Annotated in this window: 14 protein-coding genes; 7 read left to right on the plus strand and 7 right to left on the minus strand. The window is 75.9% G+C overall.

Annotation, left to right across the window (positions count from 1 at the left end):
• Nucleotides 1-3 precede the first annotated feature (3 nt).
• Nucleotides 4-930 (plus strand): aminoglycoside phosphotransferase family protein, encoded by a 927-nt coding sequence (locus tag ACFYUY_RS36025; RefSeq protein WP_387907257.1) that lies wholly within the window; start codon nt 4-6, stop codon nt 928-930.
• A gap of 101 nt (nt 931-1031) precedes the next feature.
• Here ACFYUY_RS36025 and ACFYUY_RS36030 read toward each other — a convergent pair whose 3' ends face one another.
• From ACFYUY_RS36030 to ACFYUY_RS36050, 5 genes are all read right to left on the minus strand, one after another.
• Nucleotides 1032-1922 (minus strand): biotin-dependent carboxyltransferase family protein, encoded by an 891-nt coding sequence (locus ACFYUY_RS36030; protein WP_387907214.1) that lies wholly within the window; start codon nt 1920-1922, stop codon nt 1032-1034.
• 15 nt (nt 1923-1937) lie between these two features.
• Complete coding sequence (pxpB, locus tag ACFYUY_RS36035) at nt 1938-2576, minus strand: 5-oxoprolinase subunit PxpB (RefSeq protein ID WP_387907217.1); 639 nt, start codon at nt 2574-2576, stop codon at nt 1938-1940.
• Nucleotides 2573-3337, minus strand: a complete 765-nt coding sequence (locus tag ACFYUY_RS36040; protein WP_387907220.1) for a LamB/YcsF family protein — start codon at nt 3335-3337, stop codon at nt 2573-2575. The genes pxpB and ACFYUY_RS36040 overlap by 4 nt, the downstream gene beginning before the upstream one ends.
• 144 nt (nt 3338-3481) lie before the next feature.
• Nucleotides 3482-4054 carry a hypothetical protein gene (locus tag ACFYUY_RS36045; RefSeq protein ID WP_387907223.1) on the minus strand — a complete coding sequence of 191 codons (573 nt, stop codon included), beginning with the start codon at nt 4052-4054 and terminating at the stop codon, nt 3482-3484.
• A 291-nt stretch (nt 4055-4345) separates the two neighbouring features.
• Nucleotides 4346-5383, minus strand: coding sequence for an IPT/TIG domain-containing protein (locus tag ACFYUY_RS36050; protein WP_387907226.1), 1038 nt, complete (start codon nt 5381-5383; stop codon nt 4346-4348).
• 174 nt (nt 5384-5557) lie between these two features.
• Here ACFYUY_RS36050 and ACFYUY_RS36055 point away from each other — a divergent pair, with 174 nt between their 5' ends.
• From ACFYUY_RS36055 to ACFYUY_RS36070, 4 genes are all read left to right on the plus strand, one after another.
• Nucleotides 5558-7096 carry a hypothetical protein gene (locus tag ACFYUY_RS36055; RefSeq protein ID WP_387907229.1) on the plus strand — a complete coding sequence of 513 codons (1539 nt, stop codon included), beginning with the start codon at nt 5558-5560 and terminating at the stop codon, nt 7094-7096.
• 163 nt (nt 7097-7259) lie between these two features.
• A complete protein-coding gene (locus ACFYUY_RS36060) occupies nt 7260-8135 on the plus strand; it encodes a hypothetical protein (protein ID WP_360218661.1) in 876 nt (291 codons plus the stop codon).
• Between the two features lie 37 nt (nt 8136-8172).
• Complete coding sequence (locus ACFYUY_RS36065) at nt 8173-12756, plus strand: hypothetical protein (protein WP_387907232.1); 4584 nt, start codon at nt 8173-8175, stop codon at nt 12754-12756.
• Between the two features lie 104 nt (nt 12757-12860).
• Nucleotides 12861-13625, plus strand: a complete 765-nt coding sequence (locus ACFYUY_RS36070) for a metallophosphoesterase (RefSeq protein WP_387907235.1) — start codon at nt 12861-12863, stop codon at nt 13623-13625.
• 52 nt (nt 13626-13677) lie between these two features.
• On the opposite strand, the gene ACFYUY_RS36075 is transcribed toward ACFYUY_RS36070, so the two are convergent.
• On the minus strand, nt 13678-14031 hold the full coding sequence (locus ACFYUY_RS36075) for a hypothetical protein (protein ID WP_360218670.1): 354 nt from the start codon (nt 14029-14031) through the stop codon (nt 13678-13680).
• Nucleotides 14032-14236: 205 nt separating this feature from the next.
• Nucleotides 14237-14932 carry an FCD domain-containing protein gene (locus ACFYUY_RS36080; protein ID WP_360218673.1) on the minus strand — a complete coding sequence of 232 codons (696 nt, stop codon included), beginning with the start codon at nt 14930-14932 and terminating at the stop codon, nt 14237-14239.
• A 154-nt stretch (nt 14933-15086) separates the two neighbouring features.
• On the opposite strand from ACFYUY_RS36080, the gene ACFYUY_RS36085 reads away from it, so the two are divergent.
• A complete protein-coding gene (locus ACFYUY_RS36085) occupies nt 15087-15641 on the plus strand; it encodes a gluconokinase (RefSeq protein WP_360218676.1) in 555 nt (184 codons plus the stop codon).
• Nucleotides 15641-17029: a gluconate:H+ symporter gene (locus ACFYUY_RS36090; RefSeq protein WP_360218679.1), complete on the plus strand. Its 1389-nt coding sequence runs from the start codon at nt 15641-15643 to the stop codon at nt 17027-17029. Before ACFYUY_RS36085 ends, ACFYUY_RS36090 begins: the two co-directional genes overlap by 1 nt.
• Nucleotides 17030-17123 lie beyond the last annotated feature (94 nt).

Consider the following 17123-nt stretch of genomic DNA (forward strand, 5'->3'; position numbering starts at 1 on the left):
CCGATGACGGGAATCGAGGCCCCGCCCGCGCTGGCCGCCTCGCTAGACCGGTTCCTCGGGCCGGCCGGGCGGGCCTGGGCCGCCGGACTCCCGGCCCTCGCGGACGGCCTGCTGGACCGCTGGGAGCTGCGCCCGGACGGCCCGGCGGCACACGGCGCGGTCGGGCTGGTCCTGCCGGTGCTGCGGGCCGACGGCAGCCCCGCGGCGCTCAAGCTCCAGCCGGTGGACGAGGAGACGGCCGGCGAGCCGCTCGCCCTCCGCACCTGGGCGGGGCGCGGCGCCGTCCGGCTCCTCGGCCACGCGGAGGACTCGGGGGTGATGCTGCTGGAACGGCTCGACGCGGGGCGGTCGTTGCTCGACGTGCCGGACGAACGCGCGGCGCTGCGCGCGCTCGCCGAGCTGCTGCGGGAACTGACGCACCGTCAGGCTCCGTCGGGTCTGCGCACGCTGGCCGAGGTCGCGGACGACGTACTCGCCCGGGCCCCGGCCGCGGTCGCCGCCCTCGCCGACCCGGTCGAACGGGGGCTGCTCGCCGGCTGCGCCGCCGCCCTGCGCGAGGTCCGCGCCGAACCCGGTGACCGCCTGCTGCACTGGGACCTGCACTACGGCAACGTGCTCGCGCCGCTCGACGGCGCGGACCGCGGCGACTGGCTGGCCATCGACCCCAAGCCGCTCGCCGGACACCCCGGCTTCGAGCTGCTCCCGGCGCTGCGCAACCGCTGGGACGACGTGGTCGCCACCGGCGATGTCCGGCGGGCCCTGCGGCGGCGGTTCGACCTCCTGACCGAGGCGCTGGCGTCCGACCGGCAGGCGGCCGCGGCCTGGACGCTCGGGCGGGTGCTGCAGAACGCGGTGTGGGCGGCCGAGCAGGGCGAGGCGGCATTGGACCCGGAGCAGCGGGTCCTCGCGGAGCTGCTGTCGGGGCGCTGACCGGACCCCCGTCCGTTGCGGCAGTGCCCCGTCTCGGCGCCAGCCTCACCGCTCCTGCCTCAGCCTCCCCGCGTCACTGCTCCCGCGTCACTGCTCCCGCGTCACCGCTCCCGCAGTGGTGCGAAGCGCAGCGGCGTGCCGGGCCGGGCCTGGGCGGCGGCGGCCAGGTCGGCGGTCGGGACGACCCCGATCACGGGGTAGCCGCCGGTGGTCGGGTGATCGGCCAGGAAGACCACCGGCTGTCCGTCCGGCGGGATCTGCACGGCGCCCAGCACCATTCCCTCGCTGGGGAGTTCGCCGGTCCGGACGCGGGCGACGGCCGGGCCCTCGGTGCGCAGGCCGATCCGGTTGCTGGCGGCCGCGACGCGGTACCCGTCGCAGCCCAGCCGGGTGACGGCCGCCGGTGCGAACCAGTCGGCGCGCGGGCCGAGCCGCAGACGCAGCACCAGTTCGGCCGGGGGAGCGGGCAGCGGCACCAGGTCCGGCCGGGCGCCGGGGGTCGGGGGAGGGCCGACGGGCAGCCGGTCCCCGGCGGCCAGCGGGGCCGGGCCGAGCCCGGAGAGCAGGTCCGCCGAGCGGCTGCCGAGGACCGCCGGGACGGCGACCCCGCCCGCCACCGCCAGGTATCCGCGCACGCCGGCGGTCGCCGCGCCGACCTCGACGAGGGCGCCGGCCGGCACCGCGACCGGGGCGCCCCACGCGGCGGCCCGCCCGTCGACGCGCACCGGGGAGGGGGCGCCGGTGACGGCGACGACCACCGGCCCGAGGGCGCGCAGCGCGACCCCGCCGAGCGTGGTCTCCAGGCCGGCGGCCTCCGGACCGTTGCCGACCAGCCGGTTCGCGGCCCGCAGCGCAGGCTCGTCCAGCGCCCCGGCCCGGGGCACCCCGAGGTGGGCGACACCGCGCCGCCCGAGGTCCTGCACGGTGGTCAGCGGCCCGGGCCGCACCACCAGGAGCCCGTTCGCCGGATCCGTCCCCGGTGCCCGTGTCACGTCCCCGCTCCCTCCCTACGCCCGTACCGCGGTGAACCGCACCCGTACGCCCGGGGCCAGCAGCGCCGCCGGTTCGCGCCCGGTGTCCCAGAGCGTCAGCGCCGTCCGCCCGAGCAGCTGCCACCCGCCGGGGGAGGAGCGCGGGTAGACGCCGGTGTACGGGCCGGCCAGGGCGACCGACCCAGCTGGGACGGCGCTGCGCGGGGTGGCCCGGCGGGGCACCCCGTACCGCGGCGGCAGGCCGGTGAGGTAGCCGAAGCCGGGGGCGAAGCCGCAGAAGGCGACCACGTACGCGGGCGAGGTGTGGATCCGGACGGCCGCTTCCTCGGACACCCCCCACAGGGTGGCGACCTCGGCGAGGTCGGCGCCGTCGTACACGGTCGGGACCTCCACCAGCGGGCCGCTCGCCGCGGCCGCGGCCGTCGGCCGGGCGGTGCGCAGCAGGGCGGTCACCGCGTCGACGTCGGCCACGCCGTCCAGCAGTACGGTGCGGGCGGCGGGCACGATCTCCTCCACCGCGTCGAGTGCGCCGGGGGCCTCGCCGGCCTGCCGTTCGCGCAGCCAGCCGTACAGCGCGGCGACCGCGGCCTCGTCGGCGAGCTCGACCAGCAGGGACCGCTCGCCGACCCGGCGCACCGTGGCGGGCGCCGTCACGTGAACGCCTCCACCCGGACCCCGGCGGAGGCCAGCGCGCCGCGGATCCGCCAGGCGAGCTGTGCGGCGCCGGGGGTGTCCCCGTGCACGCACAGGGAGCGGGCCTCCACGGAGATCCGTTCGCCGCCGACGGCCTCGACCGAGGCGTCCCGGGCGATGCCGACGGCGCGGGTGATCACCGCTTCGGGGTCGTGCACGACGGCGTCGGGCTCGCGGCGCGGGACGAGGGTGCCGGCCCAGGTGTACGCCCGGTCGGCGAAGGCCTCGGTGACCACGGGCAGTCCGACGCCCTCGGCGACGGCGAGCAGCCGCGAGCCGGGCAGGCCGAGCACCGGCAGCGGCCCGTCGCAGACGGCCCCGGCCCGTAGCACGCCGGCGACGACGGCCTCGGCCTGTTCCGAGTCGGCGACCACGCGGTTGTAGAGGGCGCCGTGCGGTTTGACGTAGGAGACCCGGGAGCCGGCGGCCCGGGCGAAGACCTGGAGGGCGCCGATCTGGTACGCGATCTCGTCGGCCAGCTCCTCCGGTGGGACGTCCATGGCGCGTCGGCCGAAGCCGGCCAGGTCGCGGTAGGAGACCTGGGCGCCGATCCGGACGCCGCGTTCGGCGGCCAGCGCGCAGACCCGGCGCATCGTGGACGGATCCCCCGCGTGGAAGCCGCAGGCGACGTTGGCGCTGGTCACCACGGACAGCAGCGCCTCGTCGTCGGTCAGCGTCCAGCGTCCGAACCCCTCACCGAGGTCCGCATTGAGATCGATCACCGCATCGGCCACGCCCGTCCGCCTCCCAGCAGCTGTTGAGCCAGATGGTAGGGCCTGCGGATGAAGGCCGTTGCCCGTGACCCGGGCCCCCGGCGGGCGCCCCGGCGTGCGGGCCCGCCGCGCACGCCCCGGGACGGCTCCGACTCAGCCCGCGGCCACCGGTCCCCGGAAGGAACGTTCCAGCGGCCGTAGGGCCCGCAGCACGATCAGCAGGGGGATGACACCGATGACCCCGAACGACATGTCGATGAATCGCCAGGCGAGCGGGATGCCCCGGATCGGGCCGCAGACCAGGGCCAGCGGGATGACGGCGCCGCAGGCGAGCACCGCCCAGCGGATCACCCAGACGTTGCGGACCGGGTCCTTGATCGGGCCCCAGAACGCGGCGGCGATGACCAGGTGGGCGAAGGCCAGCCAGTCCGTGCCGTAGGCGAGGAAGGGGTAGCGGGCGTCGGTCTCGGCCACGCCCGTGCGGACCCGCTCGATCCAGTCCAGTGCGCCGGGCACCCAGTCGACCAGCGGGGCGGCCGGTCCGCTCGCGAGGTCGGCCAGCCAGCGGGTCTCGGCCACCAGGGGGAAGGCCGTCAGGCCGCTCAGCACCAGGCAGACCACGAAGGTCCGGAGCCACCGCCGGACCCGCCGCAGTGCCGCCGCGGTCTCGGTGTCCGGCGCGGTGCCCGTCGCGCGGTCCGTGCCGTGGTCCCGCTCGCTCTCCATGGTGCGAACCTCCAGGTCGAAGGGCAGACGGGGCCTTGTCCCGACTGCGCGGAACCGACTCTAGACCTTTGATTTGAACGCGTTCAACTCGGCCCCGCGCCCCGCGGAAGGGTCCCGGCGTCCCGCCGACCCGGACCGCGGGCCCGCCGCAGGGCGCCCAGCCCCGACCGGCTGCCCACCCCCGACCGGCTGCTGACCGCCGACGGCTGCCGACCGCCGACCGGCCGGCCCCGGACGCGACGGTGCCCGGACGCCGAAGCGCCCGGGCACCGGGGGAGGCGGTCGCCGCGGCTACGCGGTGTACGTGTAGGTCACCGGGGCGCTGGTGCCGCCCGCCGTGGTCACCGTGACGCCCACCGGACCGGGCCCCGCCGCCGCCGGCGCGGTGGCCGAGCAGAAGGACGGTCCGCAGGAGACGTGCGCGGCCGGCACCCCGCCGAACGCGACCGTCCCGTAGGTCAGGTTGCTCCCCTGGAGGTAGACCAGGGTGCCGCCGGCGGCCGGGCCGCTGGTGGTGGTCAGGTTGGTGACCGCCGGGGCGGCCGGCGGCGGGGGCGGGGCGCCCGTGTAGTCGAAGGTGACCGGCGCGGTGGCCGTGCCGCCGGGCGTGACCACCGAGACGGGCACGCTGCCGGAGCCGCCCGGGGTGGTCACCGTGCACGCGGTGTCGGTGCAGCCGCCGCCCGCCGGGACGCCGCCGACCAGCACCATGCCGTGCGCCAGGTTGCTGCCGTTGACGGTGACGGCGGTGCCGCCCGCGCCCGGACCGGTGGTGGTGCCGAGGCCGGTGACGGCGGGGGCGGCCTGGGTGGTCGGCGGCTGCGGGCCGGTGCCGAGCAGGTAGGTCGACACGTGGCCGGTCGGGTCGGTGTCGTTGGGGTTGCCGACCGTCACGGTGATCGGGCCGGTGGCCGGCGCCGTCCCGTTGGTGGCGACGTAGACCTTCATGAAGTTGCTGACGCCCGGCTTGCGGGTGCCGGTGAAGACGGCCTCCAGGTGCCGGCCGTCGGGCGAGACGGTCTCGGTGAAGGTGTAGTCGTACGGGGTGTTGTAGAAGGCCGCGCCGCTGGTGGTGACGCCGGGCGGCAGGTCGACGGTGAGGTGGGTGGGACCGGTGAGGTCGGCGGTGCCGGCCGAGGTCCAGGTGACGGAGAAGTTGGTGCTGTCGTGCGCGAAGATCGGGTAGTTGCCCGCCTGCGACACGGTGACGTGCTGGGCCGAGGCCGAGCGGACGGCGGCCGGGGCGGCGGTGGCACCGGCGGCGCCGGCGGCGAGGGTGGTCACGGACAGCGCGGCGGCGAGGCCCACTTTTGCCAGTCGGGTGATCATAGGTCGATCATCACCGAACTACCGCGCCGCCCTCACGGTTTTCTCGAATGCCGGTTCGAGAATGGCGAAATCCCGTTCCGAATTGGCTCTGCGCGCCACCCGTGGCCTGCCGCTGCGCCCGCCCGCAAGGCTCGTTTCGGTCGATGTCGGTGCGAACCTCTAATCTTGTCCACCGTGACCGCCATCGCTGACCCGCCCACCGAGCACGGCACCCGGCCGCCCGCCGGGCCCGCCGCCGCCCGGCCCGCGCCCGGCCCCGCCGCCGACGAGGGCCTGGCCCGCCGGCTCAAGGCGCTGGCCTGCACCGCCCCGCTGCACGACCTGGACAACCGCAAGGTCAACCTGGCCGGCGAGTACGGCGGCTACGCGATGGCCGAGGTCGGCCTCGCCGCGATCGACCTGGTCACCCTGCACATGGACTTCGACACCGGCGCCGACCGCGACATAGTGCTCGCCCGGCTGCTGCCCAGGGTCGCCGCCCAGGCCGTCGGCCGGCCCGGCACCGAGCACGAGCGGGTCGCCCGCTGGGTGCTGGAGTCGCTGATCAACGTCGGCAGCGTGGACCGCGGCTTCCGCGCCGTCTACGGCACCTTCGGGGCGGACGGCGAGTACGTCCGGCGCGACTACGACTTCAAGCTGATCGAGGAGGTGCCCGGCCCCGACGGCGGCGTCTACCTGCGCACCACCGACGAGGCGGTGAACGTCCTCGTCGGTGCGCTCGACACCGACGTCACCTCGGCCCAGATCGCCGCCGAGGTCAAGCTGGAGGTGCTGATCCGCCGCGGCCGGCTGGCCGACGCCCAGCTCGCCGCCGAGCAGGCCCGCTACCGCACCGTCCAGTACGCCGAGACGCTGCGCCGCGCCCTCGACGCCACCCGCCGCAACGTCCGTGCCGTCGACTGGATGCGCGCCGTGCCCGACCTCATCGACGAGGCGCTGGACCACATCGCCGACCGCTACCGGCACGAGAACGCGATTCTCACCAACATCCGCAAGGCCCGCGACGAGGCCGAGGAGCCGGAGCACAAGCGCCGCGCCGCCGAGCTCGTCGACATCGTCAAGGACTGCATCCGCCGCCACACCCAGCTGCAGACCCGGCTGCTGGAGGCCGGCCCGCTGTTCCGCGCCGAACAGGACCGGCAGGCCTTCGCCGCCCCGGGCGCCCGCAGCGGCATCGACCTCTACGGCCAGCTGCTCGCCCCCGTGCTGCGGCTGCCGCTCGAACAGGCCGTCCGCCCCACCGACGCCTTCTTCGCCCGCGGCACCGGCCTGCGCACCCCCGCCTCCGTCCGGGTCGCCGACCTGGTCGACCTGCTGCTCACCCCGCCGGTCGAGCGCGAGCACCTCGGCGCCGAACTGCCCGACCCGGACCTCGTCGCCACCCCGGACGACAGCCGCTTCTCCGAAGCCCAGCTGGAGGCGGCCCTGGTCCTGCTGGACCTGCCCGCCGACGCCCCGCGCCGGCTCTCCGGCCTGCTCGCCGAGGCCCGCGAACAGGACCGCGAGCTGCCCTACCTGGTCGCCCTGCTCGCCGTCCACGCCGCCAGCCCACCGGTCGGCACCGCCTACCGCCAGGGCGAGGAGCGGCTGTTGTTCGCCGTGGACGACGGCACCCCGCTGCAGGACGAGGAGTTCGGCGGCGCCGACCTGATCGTCGGCAGCGCACTGCTGGACGCGGCCGGCATGGCCGCCGACCGCAAGGACGCCGGCTGAGCGGCCGGCCCCCGTCGACCGCCCAGGCCCCGCCGCCCGCGCCCCGGACCGCCCCGGCGACGGCCCCCCGTCCCGGAACCCGACGCACCACCCGTACCCGACGCACCACCCGAACCCGATGCACCGCCCGTACCCGACGCACCACCCGCGAGGAGCACCGCCCGTGACGACCCACCACGACACGTCCTGGGCGGCCGAGACCGAACCCGCGGCCCCCACGCCGATCACCCCCGCCGACGTCGCCGACGCCGCCCGGCTGGTCTCCTTCGGCCTGCAGGCCAAGCTGCTCCCCGCCCGCGACGCCGAGTACGCCGAACTCGTCCGCCGCCACCGCGAGGACCCGCCGTTCGCCCGGCTCGCCGACGCCGTCGCGACCGGCATGGGCCTGGTCGTCCTGGAGGTCTCGCCGCGCGCCGGCATGGCCGTCGCCGCCGCCGAGGACTCGCTGTTCGCCGTCCGGATGGGCGACTACTCGCGCCGCGCCGCCTCCGAGTCCACCGACCGGTTCCTGCACGGCCTGGCCCACCTCGCCGTCGCCGCGATGGCCTTCCCCCGCCCCGAGGACCTCGCCGACGACGGCTACCTCGGCCGGATCACCGTCAACGGCGTCGACGCCTTCGTCCGCCAGGCCTGCCGCCGCCTCGAGGAGCAGGCCGACGCGGAGGGCGCCAACACCGACCCGCAGTCCGACGCCCCCGGCCTGGAGGCCGCCTGGCGGGTGTGGGCCCGGCGCACCGCCACCGGCGCCACCAAGGACGCCCGCCGGCTCTCCGGCTCGACCACCGGCATCGTCGCCAAGGCCGTGATGTTCCTGGTCGACTCCGGCTTCCTGCAGAAGGTCGCCGACGACGCCGGCGGCACCTACCGCACCACCGCCCGCTACCAGCTCCAGGTCCGCGACCTGGCCGGCAGCGCGGCGATGGCCGAACTGCTCGACCTCGGCGTCGTCCCCGTCTCCGACGGCACCGCCAGCCTGCTGCCCCCGGACACCGGCGACGAGCTGGTCGCCGACGCCGGCCTGCCGTTCCACTCGCTCTGACGCCCCCTCCCACCACCCTCACGGAGAACCGCCGCACATGTACGAGCTCAACCGGGTCCGCCTCTACTCGATCGGACCGGCCGGCGCCCGATACGCCGACACGGTGCTCGACCTGCGCGGCGTCGGCGAGCCCGTCGCCGACCCGGCCCCCCAGCAGATCGGCCTCTTCGGCGAGGACACCGACGGCCCGGTCCGCCGCCCCGCCCCGGCCGGCGTGCTCTTCCTGGAGAACGGCGGCGGCAAGTCCGTCCTGCTCAAGCTGATCTTCTCGGTCATGCTCCCCGGCCACCGCAACACCCTCGGCGGCGCCAGCTCCGGCGTGCTGCGCAAGTTCCTGCTCGCCGACGACTGCGGCCACGTCGCCCTGGAGTGGCAGCACACCGTCACCGGCGAGCTGATCGTGGTCGGCAAGGTCAGCGAGTGGCGCGGCCGCCAGGTCTCCTCCGACCCGCGCAAGTTCGCCGAGACCTGGTACTCCTTCCGCCCCGGCCCGGGCCTCACCCTGGACTCGCTGCCGGTCGCCGAACGGGTCAGCCTGGCCGGTGACCAGAAGGTCCGCGGCCGCCGCCGCACCATGAAGGGCTTCCGCGACGCCCTCACCGAGGCCGGCAAGGCCCACCCCCACCTCGACCTGGTCTTCGAGGACGGTCACGACCGCTGGACGGAACACCTCGGCGAGCTCGGCCTCGACCCCGAACTCTTCCGCTACCAGCGCGAGATGAACGCCGACGAGGGCGAGGCCGCCGGCCTCTTCGCGGTCAAGCACGACAGCGACTTCACCGACCTGCTGCTGCGCGCCGTCACCGACACCCGCGACACCGACGGCCTCGCCGACCTCGTCCACGGCTTCGCCGCCAAGCTCGGCCGCCGCGCCGAACTCACCGCCGAACGCGACTTCACCGCCGGCTCGCTGGACCTCCTGGAACGCATCGTCGAGGCCACCGGCGCCCGCGAGACCGTCCGGGAGGCGCACCGCACCGCCGAGCGCCGCACCCGCCGCCTCGCCCACGCGCTCACCTCCCGCGCCGCCGCCGAACGCGACCGCGCCCAGGACCTCGCCATCGAGGTCGCCGCCGCCGCGGGCGCCGTCACCGCCGCCGAGGCCGACCGCACCCGGCACACCCTGATCACCGCCGAACTCACCCACCGGCACGCCACCCTGGGCCTCACCGCGGCCACCACCGAGGCCGCCGCGCTGCGCCGCGAACTCATCGAGGCCCGCACCCTGCACTCCGCCTGGCAGGCCGCCGAGGCCGTGCTGCGCCAGCGCGCCGCGGCCGACCGGGTCGCCCGGGTCGCCGTCGCCATCCGCGAGGCCGAACTCGACGCCGCCCCCGCGCTCGCCGCCCGCGCCCGCGCCGCCACCGCCCTGGCCCGCGCCCTGGAGGCCGCCGCCGCGGCCGCCGAAGGCCGCGCCGACACCGAGGAACAGCGCGCCGGGGAGCTCCAGGAGGACGGCGCCAAGGCCCAGTCCGACGCCACCGAGGCCGCCACCGCGGCCCAGAAGGCCCGCAGCGAGGCCGAGCACCTGCGCCAGCGCCTCGCGGAGGTCGAACAGGAGACCGCCGCCGCCGTCGAGGCCGGCTTCATCGACGCCGACGGCGACGTCGATCCGGCCCGCGCCGCCCTGCACGCCGCCGACGTCGAGAAGGCCGCCTGCGCCGCGCTCGCCCAGGCCCGCGCCGCCGCCGAGGCCGGCGCCACCCGGCTGCGCGAGGCCGCCGCCGCCACCGGCCGCGCCGAGCTCGCCGCCGAACGCGCCGGGGACGCCCGCCGGGCCGCCGACCGGGCGCTCGCCGCCGAACGGCGCACCGCCGCCCTGCTCGCCACCGAGCAGCGCCTCGCCGACCTGCTCTCCCTGACCCCCGCCCCCACCGAGTGGAACGAGGACGGCGCGGGCGTCGAGGAGGACGCTGGCTTCCTCACCCCCGACGTCCTGGACCGCAACGCCGAGTACCTGCGCGAACTCCTCGACGAGTCCATCGCCACCGCCGAGCGCACCCTGTTCGACCTGCGCACCGCCGCCGCCGACGACTCCCGCATCCTCGCCGCCCTCGGTGACGGCGGCCTGCTGCCGCCCGGCCCGGACGTCCTGGCCACCGTCGAGTACCTCGCCGAGCACGGCATCCCCGCCCTGCCCGGTTGGCGCTACCTCGCCCAGTCCGTCGACCCGGCCGACCATGAGGCGATCCTCGCCGCCCGGCCCGAACTCGTCGACGGCGTCGTGGTCACCGACCCGAGCTCGCTGGAGCGCGCCCGCGAGGCCCTGCAGGCCGCCGCCCTGCTGCCCCGCTCCACCGTCGCGGTCGGCGCCGCGGCCTCGCTGATCGCCCCGATCACCGACCAGCCCGCCTTCTTCCTGGTGCCGCCGAACCCGGCCATGCACGACGAGTCCGCCGCGGACGGCGAGCGCCGCGAGCTGCGCGCCCGGGCCGGCGCCCGCGAGGAGCACATCCGCGAACTCGCCGCCCGCCTCGGCGCCGACCGGGCCCTCGCCGCCCGCCTCGCCTCCTGGCACGCCTCCTGCCCGCCCGGCACCCTCGCCGAGCTCGCCGCCGCCGCCGGGGCCGCCCGTGAGCACGCCGAGCAGGCCGCCGCCGCCCTCGCCACCCTGCGCACCGACCACGACGAGGCCGAGACCGACCACGCCGTCGCCGCCGCCGCCCACGAGGAGCACCGGGAGAGCGCCCAGCGCGCCCGGCGCCGCGCCGACGCCCTCTCCGGCCTGGCCTTCCGGCTGCGCGAACGCCCGACCTGGGCCCGCCGCCAGCGCGAACTCGCCGAGGACGCCGCCGAGTGCGACCGCCGCCAGGCCGTCTGCGCCGAGCGCGCCCGCACCTGCGACGAGGACCGCCGCGCTGCCCAGCGCGCCGCCGACGACGCCCGGCGCACCGCCCGGACCCTGCGCGCCGAGCGCGCCGAGATCCCCGCGGCCGAGCAGACCGACGAGCCCGCCGACGCCGCGCCCGCCGCCCTGCCCGCCCTGCGCGAGGCCTACCGCGCCGCCTCCCAGGTGTACGAGAAGGTCGGCGTCGGCGCCGACCTGCGCGCCGAGCAGGCCCGCGCCGAGGGCGACGAGGCCGCCGCCGCGACCGAACTCGACCGCCTCACCAACAAGGTCCGCACCCGCGCCGAGGAGCTCCTCGGCAGCCCCGACGGCGCCGACGGACCGGCCCGCCAGGCCGCCGCGGCCCGCGCCGAGGACCTGGTCGCCACCATCGAGGCCCGCTCCGCCGCCGCCAGCGAGCAGCTCGGCCGGCTGCGCGGCGAGGCCGAGCGCTCCGCCCCCGCCGACGGCGAGGCGCACACCGAACTGCCCGAGGACCTCGTCCCCACCGACCCGGAGCACGCCCAGGCCCTGCTGCGCACCGCCACCGGCCGGCTCGCCGAACGCCGGGAGGCGCTGGACGCAGCCCGTACCGCGCACGCCGACCTCCAGCGCACCTTCGACGCGGCCCAGGCCGCCGCCGCGGACTTCGACGAACTCGCCGGCCAGCTGCGCGACGGCCTGCGCGAGCACCAGGAGGACGACGGCCGGCCCGTCGAGCCGCACCTCGGCTCGCTGCCCGAGGCCCGCAGCACCGCCACCGAGGCCCGCCGCGCCCTGCGCACCGCGGCCGGCGAGCTGTCCTCCGCCGAGCTCGCCGTCCGCGACGCCTCCGACGCCCTCGTCCGGCACGCCAACGCGGCCCGGTACGAGGCCGTCCGCACCCCCGCCCGCCAGCAGATCCGCGAACTGCCCGCCGCTGCGCTGCCCGAGCACGCCGCCAGCTGGGCCGCCGCCTTCGCGCCCCGGCTGCGGGTGCTCACCGACGAACTCGCCCAGCTGGAACGCAACCGCGGGTCGATCGTGGACCGGCTGCGCGGCCTGGTCGAGTCCTCGCTCACCACCCTGCGCGCCGCCCAGCGGCTGTCCCGCCTCCCCGAGGGCCTCGGCGAGTGGTCCGGCCAGGAGTTCCTGCGGATCCGCTTCGAGGATCCGGACCACGCCACCCTGGTCGAGCGCCTCGGCGAGGTCATCGACGAGGCCACCCGCGCGGCCGTCAGGAAGAACAGCGACCTGCGCCGCGACGGCATGTCGCTGCTGCTGCGCGGGGTCGCCGCCGCGATCGGCCCCAAGGGCGTCAGCGTCGAGATCCTCAAGCCCGACGCGGTGCTGCGCGCCGAGCGGGTCGGCGTCGGCCAGATGTCCGACGTGTTCTCCGGCGGCCAGCTGCTCACCGCGGCCATCGCGCTCTACTGCACGATGGCGGCGCTGCGCGCCAACGACCGCGGCCAGTCCCAGCTGCGGCACGCCGGAACGCTCTTCCTGGACAACCCGATCGGGCGCGCCAACGCCACCTACCTGCTGGAGCTCCAGCGGGCGGTGGCCGACGCGCTCGGCGTCCAGCTGATCTACACCACCGGCCTGTTCGACACCACGGCGCTCGCCGAGTTCCCGCTCGTCATCCGGCTGCGCAACGACGCCGACCTGCGGGCCGGCCTCAAGTACATCTCCGTCGAGGAGCACCTGCGCCCGGGCCTGCCCGCGCCGCAGGACCCGGACGGCCCGGCCGTCCACGGCGAGATCACCGCCACCCGGATGTTCAAGCGCCCGGCGGAGGTGCCGGCCCAGGCCTGACCGGCCGGAACCGGTCCGGGCCCGGCGGCGCCCGGGCCCGGCGGCCGGTCCGCGCCGCCCCGGCCCGGTACCGGCCCCGCCCCGAACTGGCTAGCGTGACGGGCATGCTGACGATCGCGCACTTCAGTGACATCCACCTCGGCCAGCAGCACCGTCGGGACCGCGGCCGGCGGGCCAGGCGCCGGGCCGAGCAGGTCATGGCGTACCTCGACGCCCTGCCCGGCCCGCTGGACGCCGTGCTGGTCACCGGCGACCTCGCCGACCACGGCCTGGCCGCCGAGTACCAGCAGGTGGTCGAGGTGCTGGACTCCCGGCACCCGGTGCTGATCTGCCCCGGCAACCACGACCGGCGCGGCCCCTACCGGGAGGTGCTGCTCGGGGAGGCACCGACGGACGAGCCGGTCAACCGGGTGCACCGGCTGCCCGGCGCGGACGTGTTGATGCTCGACTCGTCGATACCCGAGCGGGACGACGGCCTGCTCACCGACCGGACGCTGGACTGGCTGGACGCCGAACTGACCGCCGGGCGGAGCGATCTGCCGGCACTGGTGGCCTTCCACCACCCGCCCGTCGTGCTGCACCTGCCGACCGTCGACCGGATCCGGCAGTTCGAGGAGGAGCGGCTGGCCGCGGTGCTGCACCGGCACCCCCGGGTGGCGGCGCTGTTCTGCGGCCACTCCCACACCGCGGCCGCGGCCTCCTTCGCCGGCCTGCCGCTGCTGGTCGCCCCCGGCGTGGTCTCCACCGTCACGCTGCCCTGCGAGGGCGGGCGCGGCATCTCCTTCGGCCAGCCGCCGATGCTGGCCTTCCACGTCCTGGGCGACGAGCGCGCCCTGACCACCCACTACCGGGTCGTGCCCCAGGAGTAGATCCGCCGGACAGAACCTAGGGGCTCCGAGGCACGACCGGGCCCCGCCGGCCTCAGGCGGGCAGCCGGGGCCGGTGCTGCGGCGGCTGCCCGCCGGGCCGGGGGAGGGGTCGGGGGGCGAGCGGGTCGGGAGCGCGGCTGCCCGCCATCGGGTACGCGGAGCCCGGTGCGCGCAGCCGTTGGGCGGCGACCTGGCGGGAGATCAGGATCTCCAGCAGGCACCACATGGTGCCGAACACCCCGAGGCCCATCGCCATCAGCGCGGGCGTCATCAGCCAGCTGTCCGCGTACGAGGCCAGGGTCGCGACCATCACCCCCACCAGGGTGAAGGACAGGCAGAGCACCGCCCGGACGGCGGCGGCGCGCACCTCGTCGGGAAGGCGGCGACGGCGGCGTGGCACGGACATCGAGCGACCCCCAGGCGCGGACTCGGCGGCGGGCACGGGACGGGCGCACACGAAACGCGCCCCCTCGCGACACTCTGCCCCGTCGCACCCGGACTACGCGTCAGAATCGACCGAACTGCCGCCAAATCGTGTGATCCGGGCCGATTCACCCGGCACCCGCGGCCGGGGTACCGCGGCCCGGCACCTCCCGGCCCGTCGACCGCGCTCAGCCCAGTTGCTGGTTGAGCTCCTCCAGCGCGCCGGTCACGATCGTCCGCATCCCCTGCTCGGCCCGGACGGCGTCCCCCGCGCAGATCGCCTCCGCGACCTCGCGGTGCAACCGGATCGCGTACGGCTCCGGTTGATGGGGCATCAGATGGTACTCGGTCCGCCCGGTGAGCACCGCCCCCACGGTGTCGCCGAGGTGGGCGAACATCTCGTTGCCGGAGGCGCGCAGCACGGTGGCGTGGAAGTCGATGTCGTGCCGGAGGAAGGTGGTCAGGTCGGCGGCCCGGGCGGACATGGTCAACTCGACGGCGAGCGCGCTGAGTCGTCGCCGGTCGTCGTCGCTCGCGTGGGCCGCGGCGAGCGCGGCGGCGGCCGGTTCGACGGCGACCCGCAGGGAGCCGAGGGAGCGCAGCTGGGCCGAGCGGTCGGCGCCGGCGAGGCGCCAGCGGATCACCAGCGGGTCGAAGACGTCCCAGACCGACTTGGGCTGCACGGTGATGCCGACCCGTCGGCGGGAGGCCACCAGGCGCATCCCCTCCAGGATCCGCACCGCCTCCCGGACGACCGTCCGGGAGACGCCGAAGCGGTCCTCGAGTTCCTCGCCGCGCAGTACCGCGCCCTCGGGGATCTCCCCGGACGCGATCGCCGGCCCGAGTTCGTCGAGCAGCCGGCCGGGCAGTCCCTGGATCTCCATCCGTCCAGCCTAGGGCCCGCCCCCGGCTTCCTCCCGGCCGCCTCCACTGCGACCCACTCCACAGCCCAAAAGTATGACGATTTGGTTTCCGAGACTTGAATACGTCATATCTTTGGGGCGATAGTGACGGCCAGGCAACGAAGGAGCACCACCCATGGCTCTCAGCGTCGAGAACCACGCCGTCCCGGAAGGCCCCCTCACCGTCGTGGTGATGGGCGTCTCCGGTGTCGGCAAGACCACCCTGGCCCGCCTCCTGGCCGACCGCCTCGGCCTCCCCTACGCGGAGGCGGACGACTTCCACCCGCCGGCCAACATCGCCAAGATGTCGGCCGGCGTCCCGCTGGACGACGAGGACCGCGGCCCCTGGCTGCAGGCTCTCGGCGCCTGGCTGGGGGAGCGGGCCCGGGCCGGCACCGGCGGCGTGGTCACCTGTTCGGCGTTGAAGCACCGCTACCGCGACACCCTGCGCGCGGCCTGCCCGGGCGCCTTCTTCCTGCACCTCAGCGGTGGTCACGAGCTGGTCGAGGACCGGCTCGTCCACCGCACCGGCCACTTCATGCCGCCGTCGCTGCTCGAATCGCAGTACGCCGCCCTCGAACCCCTGGGCGTCGACGAGCACGGCGCCGTCCTGGACGTCGGACCGTCCCCAGAAGAACTCGTCGAGATGGCCGTGGCGCTGCTGCGGCCGGTCAATGGAGACCTCGCGTGATGTCCCCCACCCTCCTCGCGGCCGCCCCACCGGCCCTGCCGCACACCGACAGCGACACCCAGCTGCTGGTGGCGGTCCTGCTCAGCATCGGTGCGATCGTCCTGCTGATCACCAGGCTGAAGCTGCACCCCTTCCTCGCCCTGACGCTCGGCTCGGGCCTGCTGGCCGCCGTCGCGGGCGTTCCCTTCGACAAGCTGCTGAGCAGTTTCTCCACGGGCTTCGGCGCCACGGTGGCCGGCGTCGGCCTGCTGATCGGCCTGGGCGCGATGCTCGGCAAGCTGCTCGCCGACTCCGGCGGCGCCAACACCATCGCGGACACCGTGCTGGCCCGGTCCGGGAACCGGGCGCTGCCCTGGGCGATGGCGCTGATCGCCGCCGTCCTCGGCCTGCCGCTGTTCTTCGAGGTCGGTGTCGTCCTGCTGATCCCGATCGTGCTGCTGGTCGCCCGCCGCGGCAACGTGCCGCTGATCCGGATCGGCATCCCCGCGCTGGCCGGGCTCTCGGTGCTGCACGGCCTGGTGCCCCCGCACCCGGGCCCGCTGGTCGCCGTCGACGCGCTGAAGGCCGACCTCGGGGTCACCCTGGCGCTCGGTCTGCTGATCGCCGTGCCGACCCTGATCGTCGCCGGCCCGCTGTTCGCCCGGGTCGCGGAGCGCTGGGTGGGCCCGTTGGAGATCCCGAAGGCCACCGCGCCGGAGGAGACGGCCCGGCCCGAGCGCACGCCGTCCTTCGGGGCGGTGCTGGCCACCATCCTGCTGCCGGTCGTGCTGATGCTCGGCAAGGCGCTCGCCGACGTGGTGATCGACGACCCGAAGGCGATGGTCCAGCGGGTGTTCGACTTCGTCGGCTCACCGCTGATAGCCCTGCTCGCCGCGACCCTGCTCGGCATGCTGACCCTCGGCCGGGCGGCCGGGTTCGACAAGGCGCGGATCTCCGAGACCGTCGGCAGGTCGCTCGGCCCGATCGCCGGCATCGTCTTCATCGTCGGTGCGGGCGGCGGCTTCAAGCAGACCCTGATCGACGTCGGCGTCGGCAACGCGGTCAGCGAGTGGTCGAGCAAGTGGCACATCTCCGCGCTGCTGCTGGGCTGGCTGATCGCGGTCCTGATCCGGCTGGCCACCGGGTCGGCCACGGTCGCCACGATCACCGCGGCCGGCATCGTCGCCCCGCTCGCCGCGGACATGTCCTCGACCCACGCGGCCCTGCTGGTGCTCGCGATCGGCGCCGGCTCGCTCTTCCTGTCGCACGTCAACGACGCCGGCTTCTGGCTGGTGAAGGAGTACTTCGGGATGAGCGTCGGCCAGACGCTGAAGTCCTGGTCCGTGATGGAGACGGTGATCTCGGTCGTCGCGATCGCCCTGATCATGCCGCTCAGCCTGATCGTCTAGGGCGTGTCTTTCGGATCACGTCGGATCAGCGGGCGTCGTTGGGGTGCGTGCATCGGCGGTGCCGAGGAGGGAGTCCATGCGGAGCATCGGCGAC

Origin of the sequence: Kitasatospora sp. NPDC004745, assembly GCF_042873275.1 — a bacterium.
GTDB lineage: Bacteria > Actinomycetota > Actinomycetes > Streptomycetales > Streptomycetaceae > Kitasatospora.